The organism is Aliiroseovarius sp. PrR006, assembly GCF_010500215.1.
In the GTDB taxonomy this organism is placed as follows: domain Bacteria; phylum Pseudomonadota; class Alphaproteobacteria; order Rhodobacterales; family Rhodobacteraceae; genus Aliiroseovarius.
In genome coordinates this window covers 11,504-31,989 of sequence record NZ_JAAGOY010000010.1, presented here as the reverse complement: position 1 = coordinate 31,989, position 20,486 = coordinate 11,504, and the positions used below count along the sequence as shown (strand labels likewise).

Genomic DNA, 20,486 nt, shown 5'->3' with positions numbered 1-20,486 from the left:
ACGTATACTCTAGATCCAACACACGAGGATTTCATGAGCACGTCCCGCCCCACCATCCTTCTGTTTCGCAATGATCTGCGCCTGTCAGATCATGCTGCCCTGACCGCTGCCTGCGCTGCCGGTCGCTCCGTTATCTGTCTCTATGTGAATGATCCCCATCCCGCCGACCCGATGGGTGGGGCGCAACGGTGGTGGTTGCATCACGCGTTGAGCGCCATGGCAGCGCAGATCGCGCAGTTGGGTGGGCAGTTGGTGTTGCGTTCGGGTCCGACGCAGACGGTGCTGTCGCAGGTGATCGCGGAAACTGGCGCGGACGAGGTGCACTGGTCGCGTCGCTACACCCCCAAGGCGGTCGCCGCAGACACGGACCTGAAGACGCAGTTGAAGGCGCAGGGCATTCGGGCGGAAAGCCACGCGGGGCGGTATCTGTTCGAGCCATGGCAGGTGGCAACCAAATCCGGCACACACTTCCGTGTGTTCACCCCGTTTTGGCGCGCCTGTCTGGCCCAGTTGGATCAGGTGTCGCCTGCCTTGCCGATCCCTGCCGATTTGAAATTATATCGCCAACTGCCGAGTGAAGATCTGCCGGATTGGGGGCTGCTGCCAACCCGCCCCAATTGGGCCGCAGGGTTTGGCCCGCTGTGGACACCGGGCGAGGCCGGGGCGTTTGCGCGGTTGGGTCACTTCCTGAGTTCGCGGGCGCATGGCTATGCCGAGGGGCGGGATTTCCCAGCAGAAGCCCGTGTGTCGTACCTGTCCCCGCATTTGCAGATGGGAGAGGTCACACCGCGCCAGATCTTGGCCAGTCTACGCCGTGCCGAGGCGACCGGAGACATTGGCGAACGGGACGCGACCAAATTCCTCGCCGAACTCGGCTGGCGCGAATTCGCGGCCTATCTGCTCTATCACACGCCCAGCTTGCCGGATGTAGAGTTCCAGCCGAAATTCGCCCCCTTCCCGTGGCGCGACGCGCCCGATGATCTGATCGCGTGGCAGCACGGACAAACCGGATACCCCATTGTCGATGCCGGCATGCGCGAGCTGTGGCAGACCGGCACGATGCACAACCGTGTGCGGATGATCGTGGCTTCGTTCCTGACCAAGCACCTACGCATCGATTGGCGCACGGGGCTGGTGTGGTTCCATGACACGCTGCTGGATGCAGATGTGGCGTCGAACGCGGCCAGTTGGCAGTGGGTGGCGGGCTGCAGGGCGGATGCTGCGCCCTATTTCCGCATTTTCAATCCAATCACGCAGGCCGCGAAATTTGACCCAAGCGGTGCGTATATACGACAGTGGGTGCCAGAGCTTTCGGCCCTGCCAGACCGCTATCTTGGCGCCCCGTGGCAGGCACCCGAGGCAGCGCTGCACGGGGCGTGCGTGCGCTTGGGGGCGTCCTATCCTCACCCGATCGTGGACCATGCCAACGCCCGCTCGGCCGCACTTGATGCGTTTGGCGGGCTTTCGCTAAAGTCTTGAATGTAACTCATGGTTAACACTCCGTTTACTTGACCGAGACATATCTTGTGCCATGATAGTCATCTGCGTTGGGAGGGGACGAACCGTGGAATATCTGCCGAAAGAGGTGCGCGAAGGGCTGGAAGCTGCGCGCAAGAAAGATCTCAAGAAAAAGAGCCGTTTGCGCATTCGCGTGAACGAAGAGGTGTTTCCGGTGCTCAAGTTCTGGGAGACTGGATTTGCCTTGGACGCCGAACGCGCCCCGCATTTGCGCGGGTTGGTGGATCTCTATGACGGATCACGGCATCTGTATCAGTGCCTGATCATTGCCTCGGAAGAGGAAGACGGTCAGATGAAATACGAATTCAAACGCAAGGCCGAAGCCCATGATGCGGTGCCGCGTGACTATGCGCGTGAAGACAATGCGCCGGTCGCCCTGATCGAAGGCATGTGACACCGAGATAGAAACAAAAGGCCCGCGCGGATCAGATCTGCGCGGGCCTTTTGTATTTGTTACTGCAAATCTGCGAAGGCGCGCTGCATGCGCTCGATGGCGTCCTCGACCCGCGCGCCCTGGGTGGCCAGGTTGAAGCGCTGGAAGCCATCTCCGCCGATGCCGAAGGATGGGCCGGGGCTGACCGCGATTTTGGCGTCGTCCCGGATGCGGGCAATCACTTCGTCATGGGTCATGCCAGTGTCCGAGAAATCGACCCACGCCAGATAGGTCGCCTCAAGCGGCATGGATTTCACACCGGGGATGGCGTTGATCGCTTCGTCGAACATTTTGCGGTTGCGTTCCAGATGCGCGATCTGGGCATCCGCCCATTCTGCACCCTCGGGTGAATACGCCGCGGTGATCATTGACACGGCCAGCATGCCGGGCGCGTAGTCCAACTGATAGAGTTTTCCGCGCATGGCGTTACGCAGGTCATCATCGGGGATGATCATGTTGCCGGTGCGCTGGCCTGCAATGTTGAAGGTCTTCGAGGCAGCCGTCAGCGTAATCAGACGCGAGATCACCTCGGGTGCGGCGACGGCTGTCGGGACGAACTTGTGATCCGGATAGACCAAATCCTGATGGATCTCGTCCGACACAAGCATCAGGTCATTTTTCTCGGCAAACGCGGCGACTGCTTTCAGCTCGGCTTCGGTCCAGACCCGGCCCGAGGGGTTCTGCGGCGAACACCACAGGATCATCTTCTCGTTGCCCGTCAGGCGCGACTGCGCGTCTTCCAGATCCAGCTCATAGCGGTCACCAACACGTTTCAGCGGGCATTCCACAACTTTTCGCCCATTCTTGCCGATCTTCAGGGCAAACTCGTGGTAGACCGGGGTGAAGATGATGATGCCGTCGCCGGGTTGCGTAAATGTTTGCAGGCACAGGGCGATCGCGTTGCCAAGCCCTTGGCTGGACAGAACCGAATCCGGGTTCACGTCCCAGTTGTGGCGGGTGCGCATCCACCAGGCGACGGCCTCTTTATAGGCATCATATTCCCACGAATAGCCAAACACGCCATGCTCGACAGCTTTGCGGGCCGCTTCGATCACGCAGGGCGCGGTTTCATAATCGCTGTCCGCCGTCCACATCGCCAGCCCGTCTTCCGGCGACACGCCGAACAGCTGCTCCATCTTGTCCCATTTCGAGGAGTGCGTGCCCCGGCGCTCGGTCATCTTGTCGAAATTCATGGTGTCTCCTTCGGGATGGCGTTTGGGGGCACGTTAGCGGCTTTGACGGCAGGCGCAAGCCAGCCATTGCACCAACGCGGCGCATGTCCTACATGCTGCTTATGACCATCAAACCGATCCTCATCCACCCCGACCCGCGCCTGAAAAAGGTGGCCGATGCCGTGCCGGACCTGTCCGATGACTTGCGGACGTTGGCCGACGACATGCTGGAAACCATGTATGACGCGCCGGGCATCGGGCTGGCCGCCCCGCAGATTGGCATTCTGAAGCGTCTGATCGTGCTGGATTGTGTGCGGGACGAAGACGAGGCTCCGCAGCCCCTGATCATGTTCAACCCCGAGGTCATTCAGTCCTCGGACGAGTTGAACGTGTACGAGGAAGGCTGCCTGTCGATCCCGGATCAGTTCGCAGAAGTTACTCGCCCGAAAGAGGTGCGCGTGCAGTGGCTGGACCGCGATGGCAACCTGCAAGAGCGCGATTTCGACGGGCTGTGGGCGACCTGTGTGCAGCACGAGATTGACCACCTGAACGGCAAGCTGTTCATTGATTATCTGAAGCCGCTGAAGCGCCAGATGATCACCCGCAAGATGCAGAAACTGAAGCGCGAGCTGGCCCGGTCGTGACCCACCGTCCCTATGTGAAATACCCGCATAAATGTCTGCGCACGGCCGCCGAGCCGATCGAGGCCGTGACGGACGAGACCCGTGCCATCTGGGACGAAATGATCTTTGCGATGGACTCGATGCCCGGTGTCGGGCTTGCGGCCCCTCAGTTGGGGATCATGCTGCGCTTGGCGGTTGTGGATGCGTCCGATGAACGCGGGCAGGCTGTGCGCATGGCCAACCCGGAAATCCTGCATGCCTCGACCCAGTATCGCGAGCACGAAGAAGCCAGCCCAAACCTGCCCGGCGTCTCTGCCGTGATCAGCCGTCCGCGCGCTGTGACCGTGCGGTTTCTGAACGAAGCAGGCGAGGTCGAGGAACGTGATTTCGTGAACATCTGGGCCACGTCTGTTCAGCACCAGATCGACCACCTGAACGGCAAGATGTATGTGGATCACCTGTCGAAGGTGAAGCGCGACATGCTGGTGAAAAAGGCAAGGAAGCTGGCGCGATGAGACTGGTCTTCATGGGGTCGCCCGACTTTTCCGTTCCGGTGCTGGAGGCTCTGGTCGAGGCTGGGCATGAGATTGCAGCCGTTTATTGCCAACCGCCACGTCCTGCGGGGCGCGGCAAGAAAGACCGTCCCGGTCCGGTTCACGCGCGCGCGTTGGAACTGGGTTTGGAAGTGCGTCACCCGGTATCTCTGAAGAGTGCCGAGGAACAGCAAGCCTTTGCCGATCTGAACGCGGATGCTGCGGTTGTCGTCGCCTATGGTCTGATCCTGCCGCAAGCCATTCTGGATGCGCCCACACATGGCTGCCTGAACATCCACGCCTCGCTTCTGCCTCGCTGGCGCGGGGCCGCGCCTATTCATCGCGCGATCATGGCGGGCGACGCCGAGACCGGCATTTGCATCATGCAGATGGAGGCCGGTCTGGACACCGGACCCGTCCTGCTGCGCGAAGCCACCCCCATCGGGGCCGAGGAAACCACTGCGCTGCTCCATGACCGTCTTGCGGCCATGGGGTCGCGGATGATCGTTGACGCTCTGGCGCGTTTAACGGACCTGACTCCCGAGGTGCAGTCCGAGGACGGTGTTACCTATGCGACCAAGATCGACAAGGCCGAGGCGCGGGTGGATTGGGCTAGACCTGCAGTCGATGTGGATCGCCTGATCCGCGGTTTGTCTCCGTTCCCCGGTGCGAAATGCGATATGGCGGGTGAGCAAGTGAAGCTTCTGGCCTCGCGTTTGGCCGATGGAAGCGGTGCGGCCGGACAGGTTCTGGACGGGCTGACCATCGCGTGCGGTGACGGCGCGGTCGAAGTTCTACGCGCCCAACGCCCCGGCAAACGCGCGATGGAGGCCGAAGACTTCCTGCGCGGTTTTGACATGCCAGATCAGGTCGGTTGAACCTTTCAATTCGCGGGTACTGACCCCATATTGATCGCATGTCGATTATATTTTTGATCATCGTTGGTGCAGCAGCGGGCTTTCTGGCCACGCGCATTATGGATGTGCGCACCGATGTGCCCACCACGATTGCCATTGGTGTCGGTGGCGCGTTGATCAGTGGTCTTCTGATGCGTGCGTTGATGATGGTGGGCAGTATTGCCTTCGGAGCAATCGGAGCCGTGTTGGGGGCCATTCTGCTGATCTGGCTGTGGCAGAAATACTCGGGCCGCAGCTAGGCAGAAAGTCTTAGCTCTTGAATGGCGCCATACCGGCCCGTGCCAGTTCGTCCGCACGCTCGTTTTCGGGGTGGCCTGCGTGGCCTTTCACCCATTCCCACGTCACGTGATGACGCGCTTGGGCGGCGTCCAGACGCTGCCATAGCTCGGCGTTTTTCACGGGCTTCTTGGCCGAAGTCTTCCACCCGTTGCGCTTCCAGCCGTGGATCCAGCCGGTCACGCCGTTCTTCACATACTGGCTGTCGGTGACGACGGTGATCGCACAGGGCTTTCCCAAAGTCTCAAGCGCCATGATGGCAGCCATAAGTTCCATCTGGTTGTTGGTGGTCAGCGCCTCACCGCCCTTCAACTCGCGTTCCTTGACGACAGCGTTGCCTTCCTTGGCCTGCAAAAGCGTGCCCCAGCCGCCGGGGCCGGGATTGCCGGAACAGGCGCCATCGGTATAGGCGAAAAATTCAGCCATGAGTGTGTTCCTTTCGCCTTAGCTGCGCGCGTGCAGGACAATCCAGTCGGATGAATGGCCATCCAGCCCGGTGCCGCTGCCCAGAATGCGGGTGATGATTGTAAAGCCCGCCAAGGTCAACAGCTCTTCCAATTCGTCCTGTTGGTAATAGGTGTAAAACCGCCCCAGATCATCGCGTGCGTCGCCCGTGCCCAGCTTGACACCGATGTGCAGAACACCCTGTGATCTCAACGCCTTGTGCAGTCGGGCCAGCATCGCGGGCATCTCGGACCTGGGCAGGTGGAGCAGGCTGAAATTGGCAAAGATCCCCTCATAGAGAGCTTGACCATCAATCTGGTGAAACAAGGCCTGTCGCGCGGTCACTCCGTGACCGCGGGCGCGTTTCACCATCGCGTCAGAGCCATCCGTGGCATCCACCGTTATGCCGTGATTGATCATCTGCTTGGCCGTCAGGCCGGGGCCGCAGCCCAGATCCAGAACATGCGCGTTTTCAGGCAGGGCCGCGATGAAATCGTCCAACCCCGGGGTGTCCTTGACCGCCACCCGCGCCTCGTATTCCGCGGCTTGGGCGTCATAGACGTCTAGGGTCTGGCGATCCTCGGACATGCCGGGTCAGGCAGGTACGCGCAGCACGCGCGGGACTTTGAATTCGATGTTTTCCTGCGCGGTTTCGACCAGTTCCACGGTCATATCATAGCGGTCGCGGAAGGCGTCGATCACCTCGTCCACCAGCACTTGCGGGGCGGATGCGCCTGCGGTCAGACCGACCGTGCGGATGCCTTCAAGCGCGCGCCAATCAATTTCGGACGCGCGCTGCACCAGCATGGAATAGTCGCAGCCATTGGCGCGCGCGACCTCGACCAAGCGGCGCGAGTTCGAGCTGTTGGGCGCTCCGATTACTAGCAGAGCGTCCGATTGCGGCGCGATCGCTTTGACCGCGTGCTGACGGTTGGTGGTGGCATAGCAGATGTCTTCTTTGTGCGGGCCGACAATGGCGGGGAAGCGGTCGCGAAGGGCGGCGACGATCCCAGCGGTGTCGTCCACGGACAGGGTGGTCTGGGTGATATAGGCCAGTTGCTCGGGGTCGCGGGGGGCCAGCGTGGCGACATCCTCGGCGGTTTCGACCAACAGGACTTCGCCTTCGGGCAGTTGGCCCATCGTGCCGACCGTTTCCGGGTGACCCTCATGGCCGATCATGACCATCTGAAGACCGTTGTCGTGGTGGCGCTCGGCCTCGATATGGACTTTCGAGACGAGCGGGCAGGTGGCGTCGACATAAACCATCTCGCGGCGTGAGGCCTCGGCGGGAACGGATTTCGCAACGCCGTGGGCCGAGAAGATGACCGGGCGATCAGTGGGGCATTCGTCCAGCTCTTCAACGAACACGGCACCCTTTGCGCGCAGCCCGTCCACAACGAATTTGTTGTGCACGATTTCATGGCGGACATAGATCGGCGCACCCCATTTCTCGATCGCCATTTCGACGATCTTGATGGCGCGATCCACGCCAGCGCAAAAGCCGTTGGGGGCTGCAAGATATAGGGTCAGGGCGGGTCTGGTCATGGCGTCCTCCGATCTGGGTCAGAGGTAAGGGTTTTCGCGCGGGTCGTCCAGAGCCGCCCCCAAAAGGAAACAGGCCGGAGCGTTTGCCCCGGCCTGTCTGTTTCGATCAATCGCGGTCTTCGGGACCGTCAAATTCGCGCGGAGGCCGACCAATCACGTCTTTCAGCTCTTCCAGCTCGATGAAATTGTCAGCCTGGCGACGCAGTTCATCGGCGATCATTGGCGGCTGGCTGCGGATGGTCGAAACCACCGACACACGCACGCCTTTACGCTGAAGTGCGGCCACCAGCGGGCGGAAATCGCCGTCGCCCGAGAACAGAACCGCGTGGTCGATGTGGTCGGCAAGCTCAAGTGCATCGACCGTCAGTTCGATATCCATGTTGCCTTTGACTTTCCGGCGGCCCATGGAATCGGTGTATTCCTTGGCTGGCTTTGTCACCATCGAGAAACCATTATAGTGGAGCCAGTCCACCAGAGGGCGAATGGGCGAGTATTCGTCGTTTTCCAGAAGTGCTGTGTAGTAGAATGCACGCAGCAGCTTGCCGCGGCGCATGAATTCTTGTCTGAGCAGCTTGTAATCGATGTCAAACCCAAGCGACTTTGCCGCTGCATAAAGGTTGGAGCCATCGATAAAGAGTGCGAGTCGCTCGTCGCGATAGAACATTAATTATTCCTTTCCAATTAACTTCGCCGAGCAATTCCGTGAGTGGTAGGGTCAAAATCACTTAACGAAGAAACATGTGACGTAATCTAGGGAACACACGCGGTGCCGCAAGCTAAAAATCATCAAAATGCCCATACTAAAGCATTAGTACTGTTAGGAAGTAACATTACTTTCGCGCTGGAAGATTCGGCGCAGCTGGTACGCGATGCGCTGAATTGTCTTTCTGAGCGTGGAGTTAGAATCACCTCCTTAAGTCGCTATTATAGCACAGCTTGCTTTCCGGCGGGTGCCGGGCCGGATTTCATCAACGTTGCCGCAGCGTTGGAGGTGGATGAGCCTGCCGAGATTGTGCTGCAAAAATTGCATGATGTGGAAGACGAATTTGGCCGCGAGCGGCCTTCGCGTTGGGCGCAGCGCACGCTGGATATTGACCTGATCGCCTATGGGGATTGTGTCGCGCCGGATCGCGAAACGTTCGAGCATTGGATGAACCTGCCGCTGGAAGAACAGATGAAACAGGCGCCGGATCAGCTGATTTTACCGCATCCACGGGTACAGGATCGCGGGTTTGCGTTGATTCCTCTGGCTGATGTTGCGCCGAACTGGCGCCATCCGATTTTAGGTAAAACCATCAAAGAGATGGCAGACGCCCTGTCGGAAGAGGCAAAAAACGAGGTTTCGCCCTTTGAAATGGGCTGATATAGGGCGTTTCTGCTTGTCATTGCCCGTTCAGACGCATAGATAGGCGTTTCACATCCCCTTGCAAGGAATGGACTGACATGGCCCGTGTGACGGTTGAAGATTGCGTAGATAAAGTGCCGAACCGGTTTGATCTGGTGATGCTGGCATCGCATCGCGCGCGTGAAATTTCGGCAGGTGCCGAGATTACTGTGGATCGCGACAACGACAAAAACCCCGTTGTGGCTCTGCGCGAAATTGCGGACGAAACCCAGACGGCGGACGAACTGCGCGAGCGCATGATCGAAGACCACCAGACTCAGATCGAGGTGGACGAGCCCGAAGAAGACAGCATGGCGCTGTTGATGGGAGCCGAGGCCGCTGACAAGCCCGCTGACGACGACATGTCGGAAGAAAAGCTGCTGCGCGCGCTGATGGAAGCGCAAGGCCAAGGCTGATCGAAAGCGAACGGAGGCGTCACGAGTGACGAGCTGGAAAGACGAGCTTGTTGATCTCGATATCGACGGTCTGATCGAACGCATTTCGACGTACAATCCTAAGTCCAATTCGGACCTGCTTATGGCCGCCTTTGAATATGGCGGCCAAATGCATTTTGGGCAGTATCGCCATTCGGGCGACCCCTACTACATGCATCCCTTCGCCGTGGCTGACATTCTGGCGGATATGCAGCTGGACGATGCCACCATCGTCACGGCGTTTCTACACGACACAATCGAAGACACCGGATCGACCTATGGCGAGGTCGCTGAACTGTTCGGCAAAGAGATTGCCGAGCTGGTGGATGGTGTCACCAAACTGACCAATCTGCAGCTGTCCTCGTCCGAGACCAAACAGGCGGAGAACTTCCGAAAACTGTTCATGGCCATGTCCAAGGACATGCGGGTCATTCTGGTGAAGCTCGCTGACCGTCTGCACAATATGCGCACGATCAAAGCCATGCGCCCGGACAAGCAGATCCAAAAATCGCGCGAGACGATGGATATCTACGCTCCTCTTGCAGGTCGCATGGGGATGCAGTGGATGCGGGAAGAGCTGGAAGATCTTGCCTTCCACGTGCTGAACCCCGAGGGGCGCAGCTCGATCATGCGGCGGTTCCTGCGGCTTCAGAAGGAAAGCGGCGATGTGATCGAGAAGATTACCAGTGACATCCGCTTGGAACTGGACAAGGCAAGCATCGAAGCCAAAGTGTTCGGGCGTGCGAAAAAGCCCTATTCCATCTGGCGTAAGATGGAAGAGAAGGGACAAAGCTTCTCGCGTCTGTCAGACACCTACGGCTTCCGGGTGATCACTGAAAGTGATACGGATTGCTATCGGGTTCTGGGCGCGATCCATCAGCGTTGGCGCGCGGTTCCGGGTCGCTTCAAAGATTACATTAGTCAACCAAAATCAAATGGTTACCGATCGATCCACACCACGGTGTCGGGGCGCGATGGCAAGCGGGTCGAGGTTCAGATCCGCTCGCGCGAGATGCATGAAGTGGCCGAAACCGGCGTGGCGGCGCATTGGTCGTATCGCGACGGGATCCGCGTTGAGAACCCCTTTGCGGTCGATCCCGCCAAGTGGATTGCCTCGTTAACCGAACGGTTCGAAACGGCGGATGATCACGATGAATTCCTCGAGCATGTGAAGCTTGAGATGTATCAGGACCAAGTGTTCTGTTTCACCCCGAAGGGCGAGGTCGTCAAACTGCCACGTGGCGCGACGCCCTTGGATTTCGCCTATGCGATCCACACGCGGATTGGTGACAGCTGTGTTGGTGCCAAGGTCGACGGCATCCGCGTACCCCTGTGGACGCGCGTGAAAAATGGCCAGTCGGTCGAAATCATGACCGCCGAAGGTCAAAGCCCGCAGGCCACTTGGATCGACATCGTCGTGACTGGCCGCGCCAAGGCCGCCATTCGCAAGAAACTGCGCAACGATGACCGGGAACGCTATGTGCGTCTGGGGCGCGAGCTTGCACGCCTCGCGTTCGAACATGTCGGACGGAAAGTCAGCGACAAAGCGCTGGCGACGGCGGCCAAACAAATGCGGCTGAAGGACACGGACGAGCTTTTGGCGCGCCTTGGATCGGCCGAACTTCAGGCGCGCGACGTGGTGGGCATTCTTTATCCCGAGGCTGATCCGCATGGCGATGAGGTCGATCTTGATGCGTCCGTGATCGGGTTGGAGGCCGGGCAGGATTTCGCTCCGGCGCAATGCTGCCAACCTGTGCCGGGTGAACGGATCGTCGGGATTTCCTATCGCGGCAAAGGCGTGATTGTGCACACCATTGACTGTGATGCACTGGCTGATCTGAACGATGACAGCTCGCGCTGGGTCGATTTGCATTGGCATTCAGGCAAGCATCCGGCCATCCATGTGGTCAGCATAGAGTTGACGATTTCCAATGATGCTGGTGTCTTAGGGCGTATCTGCACCTTGATCGGGGAACAGAAGGCCAATATCTCGGATCTAAGATTCGTGGATCGGAAACCGGATTTTTACCGATTGATTGTTGATGTTCAGCTAAGGGATGTCGAACATCTGCATACTATCATGCTGGCGCTTGAAGCTGACAGCGACGTGGCAGCGGTACATCGGCATCGGGATTTGAGCCGCAAACCATAACCCACCCCCGACCGGGCAGGCGGAAGGACGTACAGGTGTTTAAACGAAATCCGCGATCGTATCTGCGAATCGTAGCGGAGTTCTTTTACCCGCGCGGCGGTTGGTACCGCGCGGCGCAATACGTTGTGCATCGCCTACGCCGTCTGCCTGATCCAGCACATCGGATTTCGCGCGGTATTGCAGCCGGGGTGTTTGCGTCCTTCACACCCTTTTACGGACTGCACTTTCTGACCGCTGCCATTTTGTCCTGGCTCATGCGCGGGAACGTGTTGGCGTCGCTTTTGGCGACCTTCGTGGGCAATCCGCTGACTTTCCCTTTGATTGCCGAGCTTTCGGTCAATCTGGGACACGCCATGCTGGGGCAGGACGTGACGGTCCATCTGCCTGAAATTGTTGCAAGTTTCGCCTCGGCCACTAATGACATTTGGTCGAACCTGAAGTCGATCTTCACCAATGACGTGGCAGAGTGGTCAAAGATCAACAGCTTCTATGATCGCGTGTTTCTGCCCTATCTGGTGGGCTGTCTGATTCCCGGCATCATTGCGGGCATTGCTGCCTATGTGCTGGCGAACCCAGTGATCCACGCCTATCAGCGCCGCCGGATCAACAAGCTGAAGTCGCGGTATGAAAAACGTATATCCGAACGGTTTTCTCAGGGTGGCGGCCACGACAAAAACAAGTAACACTTTCCCAAACGGAACCGCTGCAGGAGCGCGAATATGACCCAGACCGCAGGCAAGCTTCGGCTTGGCGTGAACATTGACCACGTGGCAACAGTGCGCAACGCGCGTGGGTCAGCTTATCCTGATCCGGTGCGGGCGGCAAAGCTGGCGGAAGAGGCCGGGGCCGATGGCATTACCGCGCATTTGCGCGAAGATCGCCGCCATATCCGGGACGAGGACATCGACGGGTTGATGGCGGCTTTGACCACGCCGTTGAACTTCGAATGCGCCGCAACCGAGGAAATGCAGGCGATCGCTCTGCGCCACAAACCCCACGCGGTCTGTCTGGTACCTGAAAAGCGCGAGGAACTGACGACCGAGGGCGGCTTGGATGTTGCCCGTAATGACAATCGTCTGGGCGATTACATCCTGCCCTTGCGCGATGCCGGGTGCCGCGTATCGATGTTCATCGATGCGGATGCCGAGCAGATCAAGGCCTCGGCGCGGATTGGCGCAGCGGTGGTCGAACTGCACACCGGCGCTTACTGCGACTTCCACGCTGAGGGCGAATTCGACAAACGCGATGCCGAACTGGAACGGCTGCGCGAAGGCGCGGCATTCGCCCATTCGCTGGGGCTCGAAGTACACGCGGGGCATGGCCTGACCTATGACACCGTCGCCCCAATTGCGGCCATGCCTGAAGTGGTCGAGCTGAACATAGGCCACTTCCTGATTGGTGAGTCGATCTTCCGCGGCATGCCTGACGCCATCGCCGAGATGCGTCGCCTAATGGATGAGGCACGAGGATGAACGGAGCATTGAATTGGAAGCGCTATGCAGGCGTTTATATCCTAAGCATGATTGGCCTGATGATCATTGGGTTGCTGCTCCAAAGGTTGTTTGGCTTTTCGCTGCCGACGGGCCTGTCCACGGTGCTGCCTCCGATGATGGCGGCGATGATTGAAGGCCAGAAACGCGCTGATGCCGGGTTGGGCCAGTATGAAAACACCGAAGCGTGGTCTGCTGCCTCGCTGGCGACCATGGTTGTTGGCGTCATCACCGTGGCCGTGCTTGCCGGACTGCTGATCCTGATGCCTCTGATGCGCGAGATGTTCTCGTCTATCTCGATGATGACGTGGGTGCTGGTTTTTGCCGGGATCATGGGGCTGACCCTTCTGGTCAACCGCTTCTTCCTGACGATGGGGTATAAGAACCAGCGCAAAGCCTTGGACAAAAAGGCGGGCAAATGATCCTTGGTATCGGCACGGACCTTGCGAATATCGAGCGTATTCAAGGCACGTTGGATCGGTTCGGAGACCGGTTCCGTGCCCGCGTCTTCACGGATCGTGAGCTGGCCAAGGCCGCGCGGCGCAAGGATGAAGCGGGTACGCTGGCTAAGCGCTGGGCCGCGAAAGAGGCGTGCTCGAAAGCCTTGGGCACCGGGCTTGCGATGGGGATCAGCTGGCGCGATATGGCGGTATCGAACCTGCGCACGGGACAACCGGTGATGGAGGTCACGGGCTGGGCCAAGGACCGTTTGGACGAATTGACCCCTGCCGGGCATCAGGCCGTGATCCACGTCACCCTGACAGATGATCACCCTTGGGCGCAGGCATTTGTGGTGATTGAGGCGCGGCCCGTCTAAATCCCCGGTCAAACCCACCGAAACCCGGCGCTAAACTTGACTCCGGCCCCCCATCCGCCCATATCGCCCACAACAGATTTCGGCCATTGCGGCCTGACAGATAAAAGGCAGTTACATGACCGAGAAGCAGAAAGATGGCCTGTGGGAGAACGTCAAAACGATCTTCTGGGCGCTGATCATCGCCGGGATCTTCCGCACCCTGTTCTTTCAGCCCTTCTGGATCCCCACAGGGTCGATGAAAGACACGCTTCTGATCGGTGACTTTCTGTTCGTGAACAAGATGGCCTATGGCTATTCCAAACACTCCTGCCCGTTCTCAAGCTGCCCGATCTCGGGACGGATTCTGGGTTCAGAGCCAGAGCGTGGTGATGTCGTCGTGTTCCGCCACCCGACTCTTGGCACCGACTATGTAAAACGTCTGGTTGGCCTGCCGGGCGACAAGATCCAGGTCAAAAACAGCGTGCTTTGGATCAACGGTGAAGAGGCCAAACAGGTGCCGGATGGCATGTTCTCGGAAATCAAGCTGCCGCAGGGACGTTTCCGCACCATTCCGCAATGTATCAACCGTCCGGTTGGTGAAGGTGGTGAGTGCCTGAAAGAAAAGTTCGTTGAAACTCTGCCCGGTGGCGTGTCGCATTCGATCTTGAACTTCGCGAACCGTAGCGTCGACAACACCAACGTGTTCACCGTGCCTGTAGGTCATTACTTCTTCATGGGTGACAACCGCGATAACTCGATCGACAGCCGTGTCAGCCCGAACGCTGGCGGCGTTGGCTTCGTACCTGCTGAATACCTGCTGGGCCGTGCGGACCGCATCATGTTCTCGGCGGCTGGCAAGCGTCTGTTCTATTTCTGGACCTGGCGCTCGGATCGCTTCTTCAAGGAAATCGAGTGAAGTTGTCTGCTGATCTCATCGCCTTCACGGCACGTATCGGGTACGAGTTTTCGCAGCCCGACCTGCTGATCCGCGCGCTAACGCATGGGTCGATCTCGTCCGCCACCCGGCCCGACAATCAGCGGCTGGAGTTTCTGGGCGACCGGGTGCTTGGGCTGGTCATGTCCGAAAAGCTTTTGGCTGATGATCCCAACGCGCCCGAAGGTACGCTGGCTCCGCGTTATAACGCGCTGGTGCGCAAGGAAACCTGCGCCGATGTGGCCACGCAGATTGATCTGGGTGCGGTCCTGAAGCTGGGCCGGTCTGAGATGAAGACCGGCGGGCGCCGTAAGCTGGCACTTTTGGGCGACGCGATGGAGGCGGTCATCGCCGCTGTCTATCTGGATGGCGGGCTGGATCCGGCGCGGGATATGATCCTTCGTCTGTGGGGCGATCGCATCCACAAGGTCGAGGCCGACGCCCGCGATGCAAAAACAGCGCTGCAAGAATGGGCGCAGGCGCGTAAGATGGCTGTACCGAAATATATCGAAACAAGTCGCGAAGGCCCGGATCATGCTCCGGTCTTCACCATCGAAGTGCAGTTGCCCGATGGTCGTGCGGCGCAGGCGAAAGCCAACTCAAAACGGGCCGCCGAACAAGCTGCGGCCAAAGCGCTTCTGGCGCAGGTTGAAGGATAAAAGATGTCGGATGCGAACACACGCGCGGGCTTTGTCGCCCTGATTGGCGAACCCAATGCGGGCAAGTCGACGCTGACGAACCGTATGGTCGGGGCCAAGGTTTCGATCGTGACGCACAAGGTGCAGACCACACGCGCGCGCATTCGTGGCGTGGCGATTGAAGGTGATGCGCAGATTGTGTTCGTGGACACGCCCGGCCTGTTCCAGCCGCGCCGCCGACTGGACCGCGCGATGGTCGCAGCTGCCTGGGGCGGTGCCTCGGACGCCGATGTGATCGTGCTTCTTGTCGAAGCACATCGCGGTGTCACCGAAGGTGTTGAGCGCATTCTGGAAGGTCTGAAAGAGATCGGACAGGGCCGTACGGTTGCTCTGGCCATCAACAAGATCGACCGTGTGCAATCCGAGGTGCTTTTGGCGCTGACCAAGGACCTGAACGCACGTTATGAGTTTGCCGAAACCTTCATGATTTCGGCCGAGAAGGGCCATGGCGTAAAGGATCTGCGCACATGGCTGGCAGGGCATCTGCCGGAAGGTCCGTGGCTGTACCCTGAAGACCAGATCGCCGATCTGCCCATGCGCATGATCGCTGCCGAGATGACCCGCGAAAAACTGACCCTGCGCTTGCATCAGGAGCTGCCCTATCAGCTGACGGTCGAGACCGAGAACTGGGAAGAGCGCAAAGATGGTTCGGCCCGCGTAGACCAGATCATCTATGTCGCGCGTGACGGCCATAAAGGCATCATTCTGGGCAAACGCGGCGAGACGATCAAAGCCGTCAGCCAATCGGCCCGCGCCGAGCTAGAAGAGTTCATGGGCCGCAAAATCCACCTGTTCCTGCAGGTGAAAGTGCGCCCGAACTGGCTTGAAGAAAAAGAGCGCTACTCGGAAATGGGGCTCGATTTCCGCGACGGGAATAAGTGATGCGCCTGACGGCGGATGTCTGGGTTTCGGCCTATCTGACACGGTTGCGCCTGTCTGACATTCCCGCCTTCGTGACCCAGAAGGGTGACGCGACGGCGGGTGCCGTTCTGGTCAAAATGAACACGCTGGACGGCCAGGCCACGGCCTATCAACGTAGCTTTGACCTGATGACGGGCGAGCGCTGTTGGATGGTGTTGTCTGAGGGCGTTGAAACGGACGTCGACGCCGCCCTGACCCGCCAAAAGGGCTTTGACCCGGACCTTTGGATCATCGAAGTCGAGGACAAACAGGGCCGCCATCTTCTGGACGAACCGGGGCTTTCCGACTGACACAGACCCCGCTAGGCTGCACGCAGGAGGGTCGCGATGGATTGGCGAGATCAGGGGGCGTTGCTGTCCGTGCGCAAGCATGGCGAAACCTCTGTCATCATTGACGTTTTTACCGCCGAACACGGCCGCCACGCGGGTGTGGTACGCGGGGGCGTCAGCCGAAAGATCGCCCCAACCCTGCAACCCGGCGCGCAGTTGGATGTCACCTGGCGCGCGCGGCTGGAAGAGCATATCGGCAGCTATGCGGTCGAACCCCTGCGTAGTCGTGCGCTGGTCTTGTCAGACCGTACTGCGCTGGCTGGGCTGAATGCGATCACCGCACTGTTGGCGTACGCGTTGCCGGAACGCGAACCGCATCCGGTGCTCTATGACAGGACCCAATCCATGCTGGATCTTCTGGGTGTCAACGCAGCGTGGCCGACCGCCTATCTGAAATGGGAACTGGCGCTATTGGAGGAGCTGGGCTTTGGCCTAGACCTGACCGAATGCGCGGTGACGGGTGCGCGGGACGATTTGGCCTATGTCTCGCCCAAAACCGGTCGGGCGGTGTCTGCCGAAGGGGCAGGGGAGTGGGCGGATCGATTGCTGCCCTTGCCACCCGAGCTTCTGGGCGTCGGTGATGGATCGCTGTCCAATGTACTGGACGGGTTGGTGACCACGGGGCATTTCTTGACCCACGGCATTGCGCACGCACTTGGTGACAAACCTCTGCCCGAGGCACGGGCGCGGCTTCTGGATCGGCTGAAGCGCGACGCCGTTAACGCGGCAGGCTTGTAAACACCATCTCGCGTCCATCTTCGTTGGATAGGATCAAGGTGCTGCCCGACACTTCGGCGATGCGCATAACGCTGAGTGCGGTGAAGAATGTGGCTTCGGCGTTCATGTCTGCACACGCCCGTTTGGTCGACAGGATGGGCCCTGTTTCAAACCACGGATAGGGCGCGGATTGGGATCCGGAGTAACTGTTGCACGGGGCTTGACCCGCAATCCGACCTTTTTCGGGAAAGCTGAGTGTTGCTTCTGCTGGAAACGCAACACCATCAAGCTCGACCAGCGACCAGATTGCACCTGAGTCCGCGTAGCCCGAGATCGTTTCGTCCTTGCAGGCGGAGAGAAGAACGGCGGCGGTAGGAATCAGAAGCAAAAGTCTCATGGCAGCAAGATGGGGGTGCCGGGCCGAGAATGCCAGTCTTAGGCGTCACGCAGGGCCAGTAGAGCGGCCAAAAGCGTGCTCATGGCGTCCTTGTTGTCGTTCCCATCCTTCGCCGACAGCGTTCCCATGCCAATATAGGCGCCATAGATCAGGCGGGCAAAATCAGGGTTGCTGAGGTCAAGTTCAGTCAGAATGCCGTGCAGATACTCCAGACGCTTTTGATCTACACGCTCAACAACATACGCAGCAGTATGGTTGCTTTGTGCCCATGCTCTTATCGCAGGTTCAACCGCGTCCCCGCCATGGTCCGGATTCGAAGATGTCGAGATCTCACCCAGCATGTACAGCTTACGCACGGGGTCCGCTTCGTGGTCAAGATATCGCGTGATATCGTCAACTGCGCGGGTCTCCCACAGCTCCAGCATCTGCGATTGAAAGCTCGCTACATCTTTGAAATGCCAGTAGAAAGATCCCTTGGTCGTCCCAAGCTCGCGCGCCAATGGTTCTGCCTTTAGCGCTTGCGGGCCCGACCGCGCAAGGGCGCGAAACCCCGCCATTAGCCAGCTTTCTGTGCTTAGTCGTTCTTTGGTTTTAACCATGGTTTCAGCGCTCCATACGCTAGCGTATTGACAGGCTATCCATCCTATGCACCATACGCAAGCGTATTGAGGTGATGGAGGGTACTATGCAGGTGTTTATCTTGGGGATTACGTATCTGATCCTGTTGGGGATGGCTTTGGCACATGTGCTGTGGGCCTTGGGCGTTTGGTGGCCCGTTTGGGACGAGAAAAGACTGGCGCGCACGGTGGTCGGGGCGCCCGGGATCACCAGAATGCCGCCCGGTTGGGCCGCGGCTCTCGTGGCTGCTGCCTTGGGCATTTCGGGGATCGTGCTGATTGGGCTTACGCAGGGCATAGCTGTCATTCCCGACCGTTTGCTGGTCTGGGCAGGCTGGGCCTTGGTCGCAGTCTTTGGCCTGCGCGGGCTTGCCAGCTATGTCCTGCCGCTGTTCAGCGTGAGGATGGAAGAGCCGTTCGCACGGCTCAACCTGATGTTCTATGGCCCGCTCTGCCTGATTTTGGCGGCAGGCTTTTGGTCGGCGCTTTAGCCCAGCAGGCGGCGGGCAATAACCTGTGCCTGAATCTCAGCAGCACCTTCAAAGATGTTCAGGATGCGCGCGTCGCACAGCACGCGGCTGATCTGGTATTCCAGCGCAAAGCCGTTGCCGCCGTGGATCTGCAGCGCGTTATCCGCACAGGCCCATGCGATACGCGCCCCCAGCAGCTTGGCCATGCCAGCTTCAAGGTCACAACGCTGGTCGTGGTCCTTTTCCCAAGCCGAGAAATAGGTCAGCTGACGTGCGACCATGATTTCCACGGCCATCATGGCCAGCTTGTTGGCCACGCGGGGGAAGTTGATCAGCGATTTGCCGAACTGCTTGCGGTCCTCGGCATATTGCATGCCGATCTCCAGCGCGTTCTGTGCGACACCGATTGCGCGGGCGGCGGTCTGGATACGGGCTGCCTCGAATGTTTTCATAAGCTGTTTGAAGCCCTGACCTTCAACGCCACCCAGCAGGTTCTCGCCCTTCACTTTGAACCCGTCAAAGCCCAGCTCGAATTCCTTCATGCCGCGATAGCCCAGAACCTCGATCTCGCCGCCGGTCATGCCTTCGGTCGGGAACGGGTTTTCGTCGTCGCCGGGGGTTTTCTCGGCCAGGAACATCGACAGACCGCGGTGGTCTTTGCTGTCCGGATCGGTGCGCGCCAGCAGGGTCATCACGTGGGTCCGTGCGGCGTGGGTGATCCAGGTTTTGTTGCCAGTCACTTCATAGTCGCCGTCAGCGTTCTTCACCGCGCGAGTGCGCAGCGAACCAAGGTCCGAGCCGGTGTTGGGTTCGGTGAACACGGCGGTCGGCAGGATCTCGGCGGACGAGATTTTGGGTAGCCACTGTTCTTTCTGTTCGTCGGTGCCGCCAGCCAAGATCAGCTCGGCGGCGATTTCCGAGCGGGTACCCAGCGAGCCGACGCCGATATAGCCGCGCGATAGCTCTTCCGAAACCACAACCATCGAAGCTTTCGTCAGACCCAGCCCGCCGTACTCTTCGGGGATGGTCAGGCCAAAGACGCCCATCTCGGCCAGTTCTTCCAGAATTTCCAGCGGGATGTAGTCATCCTTCAGATGCCATTCATGGGCGTTCGGTACCACGCGTTCATCCGCATAGCGGCGGAACTGCTCGCGGATCATCTCCAACTCGTCATCCAAGCCGGTGGCGCCGAAGGTCGCATGGCCTGCGTTGTCTTGCATCAGCTCGACCAGACGGGTGCGGGCAGCCTGATTGTTGCCGTTTGCGATCAGGGCATTGATCGCGTCGGTGTCCAAAGCCGTGCCATCAACACCCATGTCGGCCAGACGCGCCATTTCGTTCTGGCTCATCATCATGCCGCCCTTCATCTGGGCGAGGTATTCGCCAAAGGCGATTTGCAGGATCAGCTTTTCCATTTCGCCCAGCTTGCCGTCTTCCGACAGGCGTCCAGCCCAAGCGTTCATCTGGCGCAGGCTTTCGGCATAGGTGGCCAGCCACGACAGGGCGTGCGCGGCGGCTTGGTGTTCTTCCAATTTCGCGCCCGACACGCGGTCGCCTTCGGACACCAGCGCGCGGACATTTTCTTTGGCGGCGTCAAAAGTTGCTTCAACCGGGGCAAGGGCCGCGCCGGTCAGGTCAAGAAGGTTGTCGATCAGGGCGCTGGTCATGGAAAACTCCTGTCACATA

At 59.4% G+C, this 20,486-nt stretch carries 27 protein-coding genes; 19 read left to right on the top strand and 8 right to left on the bottom strand.

Annotation, left to right across the window (positions count from 1 at the left end; translation table 11 throughout):
- The first annotated feature begins 33 nt into the window (after nucleotides 1-33).
- Entirely contained in the window at nucleotides 34-1,479 is a 1,446-nt protein-coding gene (locus G0Q00_RS14880) for a deoxyribodipyrimidine photo-lyase (protein ID WP_163040773.1), read from the top strand.
- A gap of 85 nt (nucleotides 1,480-1,564) precedes the next feature.
- A complete protein-coding gene (locus G0Q00_RS14875) occupies nucleotides 1,565-1,912 on the top strand; it encodes a hypothetical protein (RefSeq protein ID WP_370458586.1) in 348 nt (115 codons plus the stop codon).
- 59 nt (nucleotides 1,913-1,971) lie between these two features.
- Here G0Q00_RS14875 and G0Q00_RS14870 read toward each other — a convergent pair whose 3' ends face one another.
- Entirely contained in the window at nucleotides 1,972-3,144 is a 1,173-nt protein-coding gene (locus G0Q00_RS14870; protein WP_163040769.1) for a MalY/PatB family protein, read from the bottom strand.
- 83 nt (nucleotides 3,145-3,227) lie between these two features.
- Between G0Q00_RS14870 and def (G0Q00_RS14865) the strand changes: the two genes are divergently transcribed.
- Genes def (G0Q00_RS14865) through G0Q00_RS14850 form a run of 4 tightly spaced genes read left to right on the top strand, consistent with a single transcriptional unit; the run spans nucleotide 3,228 to nucleotide 5,435 of the window.
- Entirely contained in the window at nucleotides 3,228-3,767 is a 540-nt protein-coding gene (def, locus tag G0Q00_RS14865) for a peptide deformylase (protein ID WP_239058476.1), read from the top strand.
- Nucleotides 3,764-4,261 (top strand): peptide deformylase, encoded by a 498-nt coding sequence (def, locus tag G0Q00_RS14860; RefSeq protein ID WP_163040767.1) that lies wholly within the window; start codon nucleotides 3,764-3,766, stop codon nucleotides 4,259-4,261. Before def (G0Q00_RS14865) ends, def (G0Q00_RS14860) begins: the two co-directional genes overlap by 4 nt.
- The gene (gene fmt, locus G0Q00_RS14855) at nucleotides 4,258-5,157 is read left to right on the top strand and encodes a methionyl-tRNA formyltransferase (protein WP_163040765.1); all 900 of its coding nucleotides are present in this window, start codon (nucleotides 4,258-4,260) and stop codon (nucleotides 5,155-5,157) included. The genes def (G0Q00_RS14860) and fmt overlap by 4 nt, the downstream gene beginning before the upstream one ends.
- 38 nt (nucleotides 5,158-5,195) lie before the next feature.
- Nucleotides 5,196-5,435 (top strand): GlsB/YeaQ/YmgE family stress response membrane protein, encoded by a 240-nt coding sequence (locus G0Q00_RS14850; protein WP_163040763.1) that lies wholly within the window; start codon nucleotides 5,196-5,198, stop codon nucleotides 5,433-5,435.
- 10 nt (nucleotides 5,436-5,445) lie between these two features.
- On the opposite strand, the gene rnhA is transcribed toward G0Q00_RS14850, so the two are convergent.
- The 4 genes from rnhA to G0Q00_RS14830 form a co-directional block, all read right to left on the bottom strand.
- On the bottom strand, nucleotides 5,446-5,898 hold the full coding sequence (gene rnhA, locus G0Q00_RS14845; protein WP_163040761.1) for a ribonuclease HI: 453 nt from the start codon (nucleotides 5,896-5,898) through the stop codon (nucleotides 5,446-5,448).
- Between the two features lie 18 nt (nucleotides 5,899-5,916).
- The gene (locus G0Q00_RS14840) at nucleotides 5,917-6,504 is read right to left on the bottom strand and encodes a class I SAM-dependent methyltransferase (protein ID WP_163040759.1); all 588 of its coding nucleotides are present in this window, start codon (nucleotides 6,502-6,504) and stop codon (nucleotides 5,917-5,919) included.
- Nucleotides 6,505-6,510: 6 nt separating this feature from the next.
- Nucleotides 6,511-7,461 (bottom strand): 4-hydroxy-3-methylbut-2-enyl diphosphate reductase, encoded by a 951-nt coding sequence (ispH, locus tag G0Q00_RS14835; RefSeq protein WP_163040757.1) that lies wholly within the window; start codon nucleotides 7,459-7,461, stop codon nucleotides 6,511-6,513.
- A 106-nt stretch (nucleotides 7,462-7,567) separates the two neighbouring features.
- Nucleotides 7,568-8,125, bottom strand: coding sequence for an NYN domain-containing protein (locus tag G0Q00_RS14830; RefSeq protein WP_163040756.1), 558 nt, complete (start codon nucleotides 8,123-8,125; stop codon nucleotides 7,568-7,570).
- Between the two features lie 102 nt (nucleotides 8,126-8,227).
- Between G0Q00_RS14830 and folK the strand changes: the two genes are divergently transcribed.
- From folK to recO, 12 genes are all read left to right on the top strand, one after another.
- Nucleotides 8,228-8,824, top strand: a complete 597-nt coding sequence (folK, locus tag G0Q00_RS14825) for a 2-amino-4-hydroxy-6-hydroxymethyldihydropteridine diphosphokinase (protein WP_370458585.1) — start codon at nucleotides 8,228-8,230, stop codon at nucleotides 8,822-8,824.
- An 80-nt stretch (nucleotides 8,825-8,904) separates the two neighbouring features.
- Nucleotides 8,905-9,261, top strand: coding sequence for a DNA-directed RNA polymerase subunit omega (gene rpoZ, locus G0Q00_RS14820; protein ID WP_163040754.1), 357 nt, complete (start codon nucleotides 8,905-8,907; stop codon nucleotides 9,259-9,261).
- A gap of 61 nt (nucleotides 9,262-9,322) precedes the next feature.
- A complete protein-coding gene (locus G0Q00_RS14815) occupies nucleotides 9,323-11,431 on the top strand; it encodes a bifunctional (p)ppGpp synthetase/guanosine-3',5'-bis(diphosphate) 3'-pyrophosphohydrolase (RefSeq protein ID WP_370458591.1) in 2,109 nt (702 codons plus the stop codon).
- Between the two features lie 35 nt (nucleotides 11,432-11,466).
- Nucleotides 11,467-12,114: a DUF2062 domain-containing protein gene (locus G0Q00_RS14810; RefSeq protein WP_163040752.1), complete on the top strand. Its 648-nt coding sequence runs from the start codon at nucleotides 11,467-11,469 to the stop codon at nucleotides 12,112-12,114.
- Between the two features lie 36 nt (nucleotides 12,115-12,150).
- Nucleotides 12,151-12,903, top strand: a complete 753-nt coding sequence (locus G0Q00_RS14805) for a pyridoxine 5'-phosphate synthase (RefSeq protein ID WP_163040750.1) — start codon at nucleotides 12,151-12,153, stop codon at nucleotides 12,901-12,903.
- Complete coding sequence (locus tag G0Q00_RS14800) at nucleotides 12,900-13,343, top strand: ABZJ_00895 family protein (RefSeq protein ID WP_163040748.1); 444 nt, start codon at nucleotides 12,900-12,902, stop codon at nucleotides 13,341-13,343. The genes G0Q00_RS14805 and G0Q00_RS14800 overlap by 4 nt, the downstream gene beginning before the upstream one ends.
- Nucleotides 13,340-13,738 (top strand): holo-ACP synthase, encoded by a 399-nt coding sequence (gene acpS / locus G0Q00_RS14795; protein WP_163040746.1) that lies wholly within the window; start codon nucleotides 13,340-13,342, stop codon nucleotides 13,736-13,738. The genes G0Q00_RS14800 and acpS overlap by 4 nt, the downstream gene beginning before the upstream one ends.
- A gap of 115 nt (nucleotides 13,739-13,853) precedes the next feature.
- Complete coding sequence (lepB, locus tag G0Q00_RS14790; protein WP_163040744.1) at nucleotides 13,854-14,633, top strand: signal peptidase I; 780 nt, start codon at nucleotides 13,854-13,856, stop codon at nucleotides 14,631-14,633.
- The gene (rnc, locus tag G0Q00_RS14785) at nucleotides 14,630-15,310 is read left to right on the top strand and encodes a ribonuclease III (protein ID WP_163040742.1); all 681 of its coding nucleotides are present in this window, start codon (nucleotides 14,630-14,632) and stop codon (nucleotides 15,308-15,310) included. The genes lepB and rnc overlap by 4 nt, the downstream gene beginning before the upstream one ends.
- A 3-nt stretch (nucleotides 15,311-15,313) precedes the next feature.
- A complete protein-coding gene (era, locus tag G0Q00_RS14780; protein WP_163040740.1) occupies nucleotides 15,314-16,231 on the top strand; it encodes a GTPase Era in 918 nt (305 codons plus the stop codon).
- Nucleotides 16,231-16,560 carry a DUF1491 family protein gene (locus G0Q00_RS14775; protein ID WP_163040738.1) on the top strand — a complete coding sequence of 110 codons (330 nt, stop codon included), beginning with the start codon at nucleotides 16,231-16,233 and terminating at the stop codon, nucleotides 16,558-16,560. Before era ends, G0Q00_RS14775 begins: the two co-directional genes overlap by 1 nt.
- Nucleotides 16,561-16,596: 36 nt before the next feature.
- Nucleotides 16,597-17,337: a DNA repair protein RecO gene (recO, locus tag G0Q00_RS14770; protein ID WP_163040736.1), complete on the top strand. Its 741-nt coding sequence runs from the start codon at nucleotides 16,597-16,599 to the stop codon at nucleotides 17,335-17,337.
- Here the strand turns inward: recO and G0Q00_RS14765 are convergent.
- Nucleotides 17,318-17,713 carry an META domain-containing protein gene (locus G0Q00_RS14765; RefSeq protein WP_163040734.1) on the bottom strand — a complete coding sequence of 132 codons (396 nt, stop codon included), beginning with the start codon at nucleotides 17,711-17,713 and terminating at the stop codon, nucleotides 17,318-17,320. The two genes, recO and G0Q00_RS14765, sit on opposite strands and share 20 nt — an antisense overlap.
- 38 nt (nucleotides 17,714-17,751) lie before the next feature.
- On the bottom strand, nucleotides 17,752-18,312 hold the full coding sequence (locus G0Q00_RS14760; protein WP_163040732.1) for a TetR/AcrR family transcriptional regulator: 561 nt from the start codon (nucleotides 18,310-18,312) through the stop codon (nucleotides 17,752-17,754).
- 86 nt (nucleotides 18,313-18,398) lie between these two features.
- Between G0Q00_RS14760 and G0Q00_RS14755 the strand changes: the two genes are divergently transcribed.
- On the top strand, nucleotides 18,399-18,821 hold the full coding sequence (locus G0Q00_RS14755) for a DUF3995 domain-containing protein (protein WP_163040730.1): 423 nt from the start codon (nucleotides 18,399-18,401) through the stop codon (nucleotides 18,819-18,821).
- Here the strand turns inward: G0Q00_RS14755 and G0Q00_RS14750 are convergent.
- The gene (locus G0Q00_RS14750; RefSeq protein ID WP_163040728.1) at nucleotides 18,818-20,467 is read right to left on the bottom strand and encodes an acyl-CoA dehydrogenase family protein; all 1,650 of its coding nucleotides are present in this window, start codon (nucleotides 20,465-20,467) and stop codon (nucleotides 18,818-18,820) included. The two genes, G0Q00_RS14755 and G0Q00_RS14750, sit on opposite strands and share 4 nt — an antisense overlap.
- Between the last annotated feature and the right edge of the window lie 19 nt (nucleotides 20,468-20,486).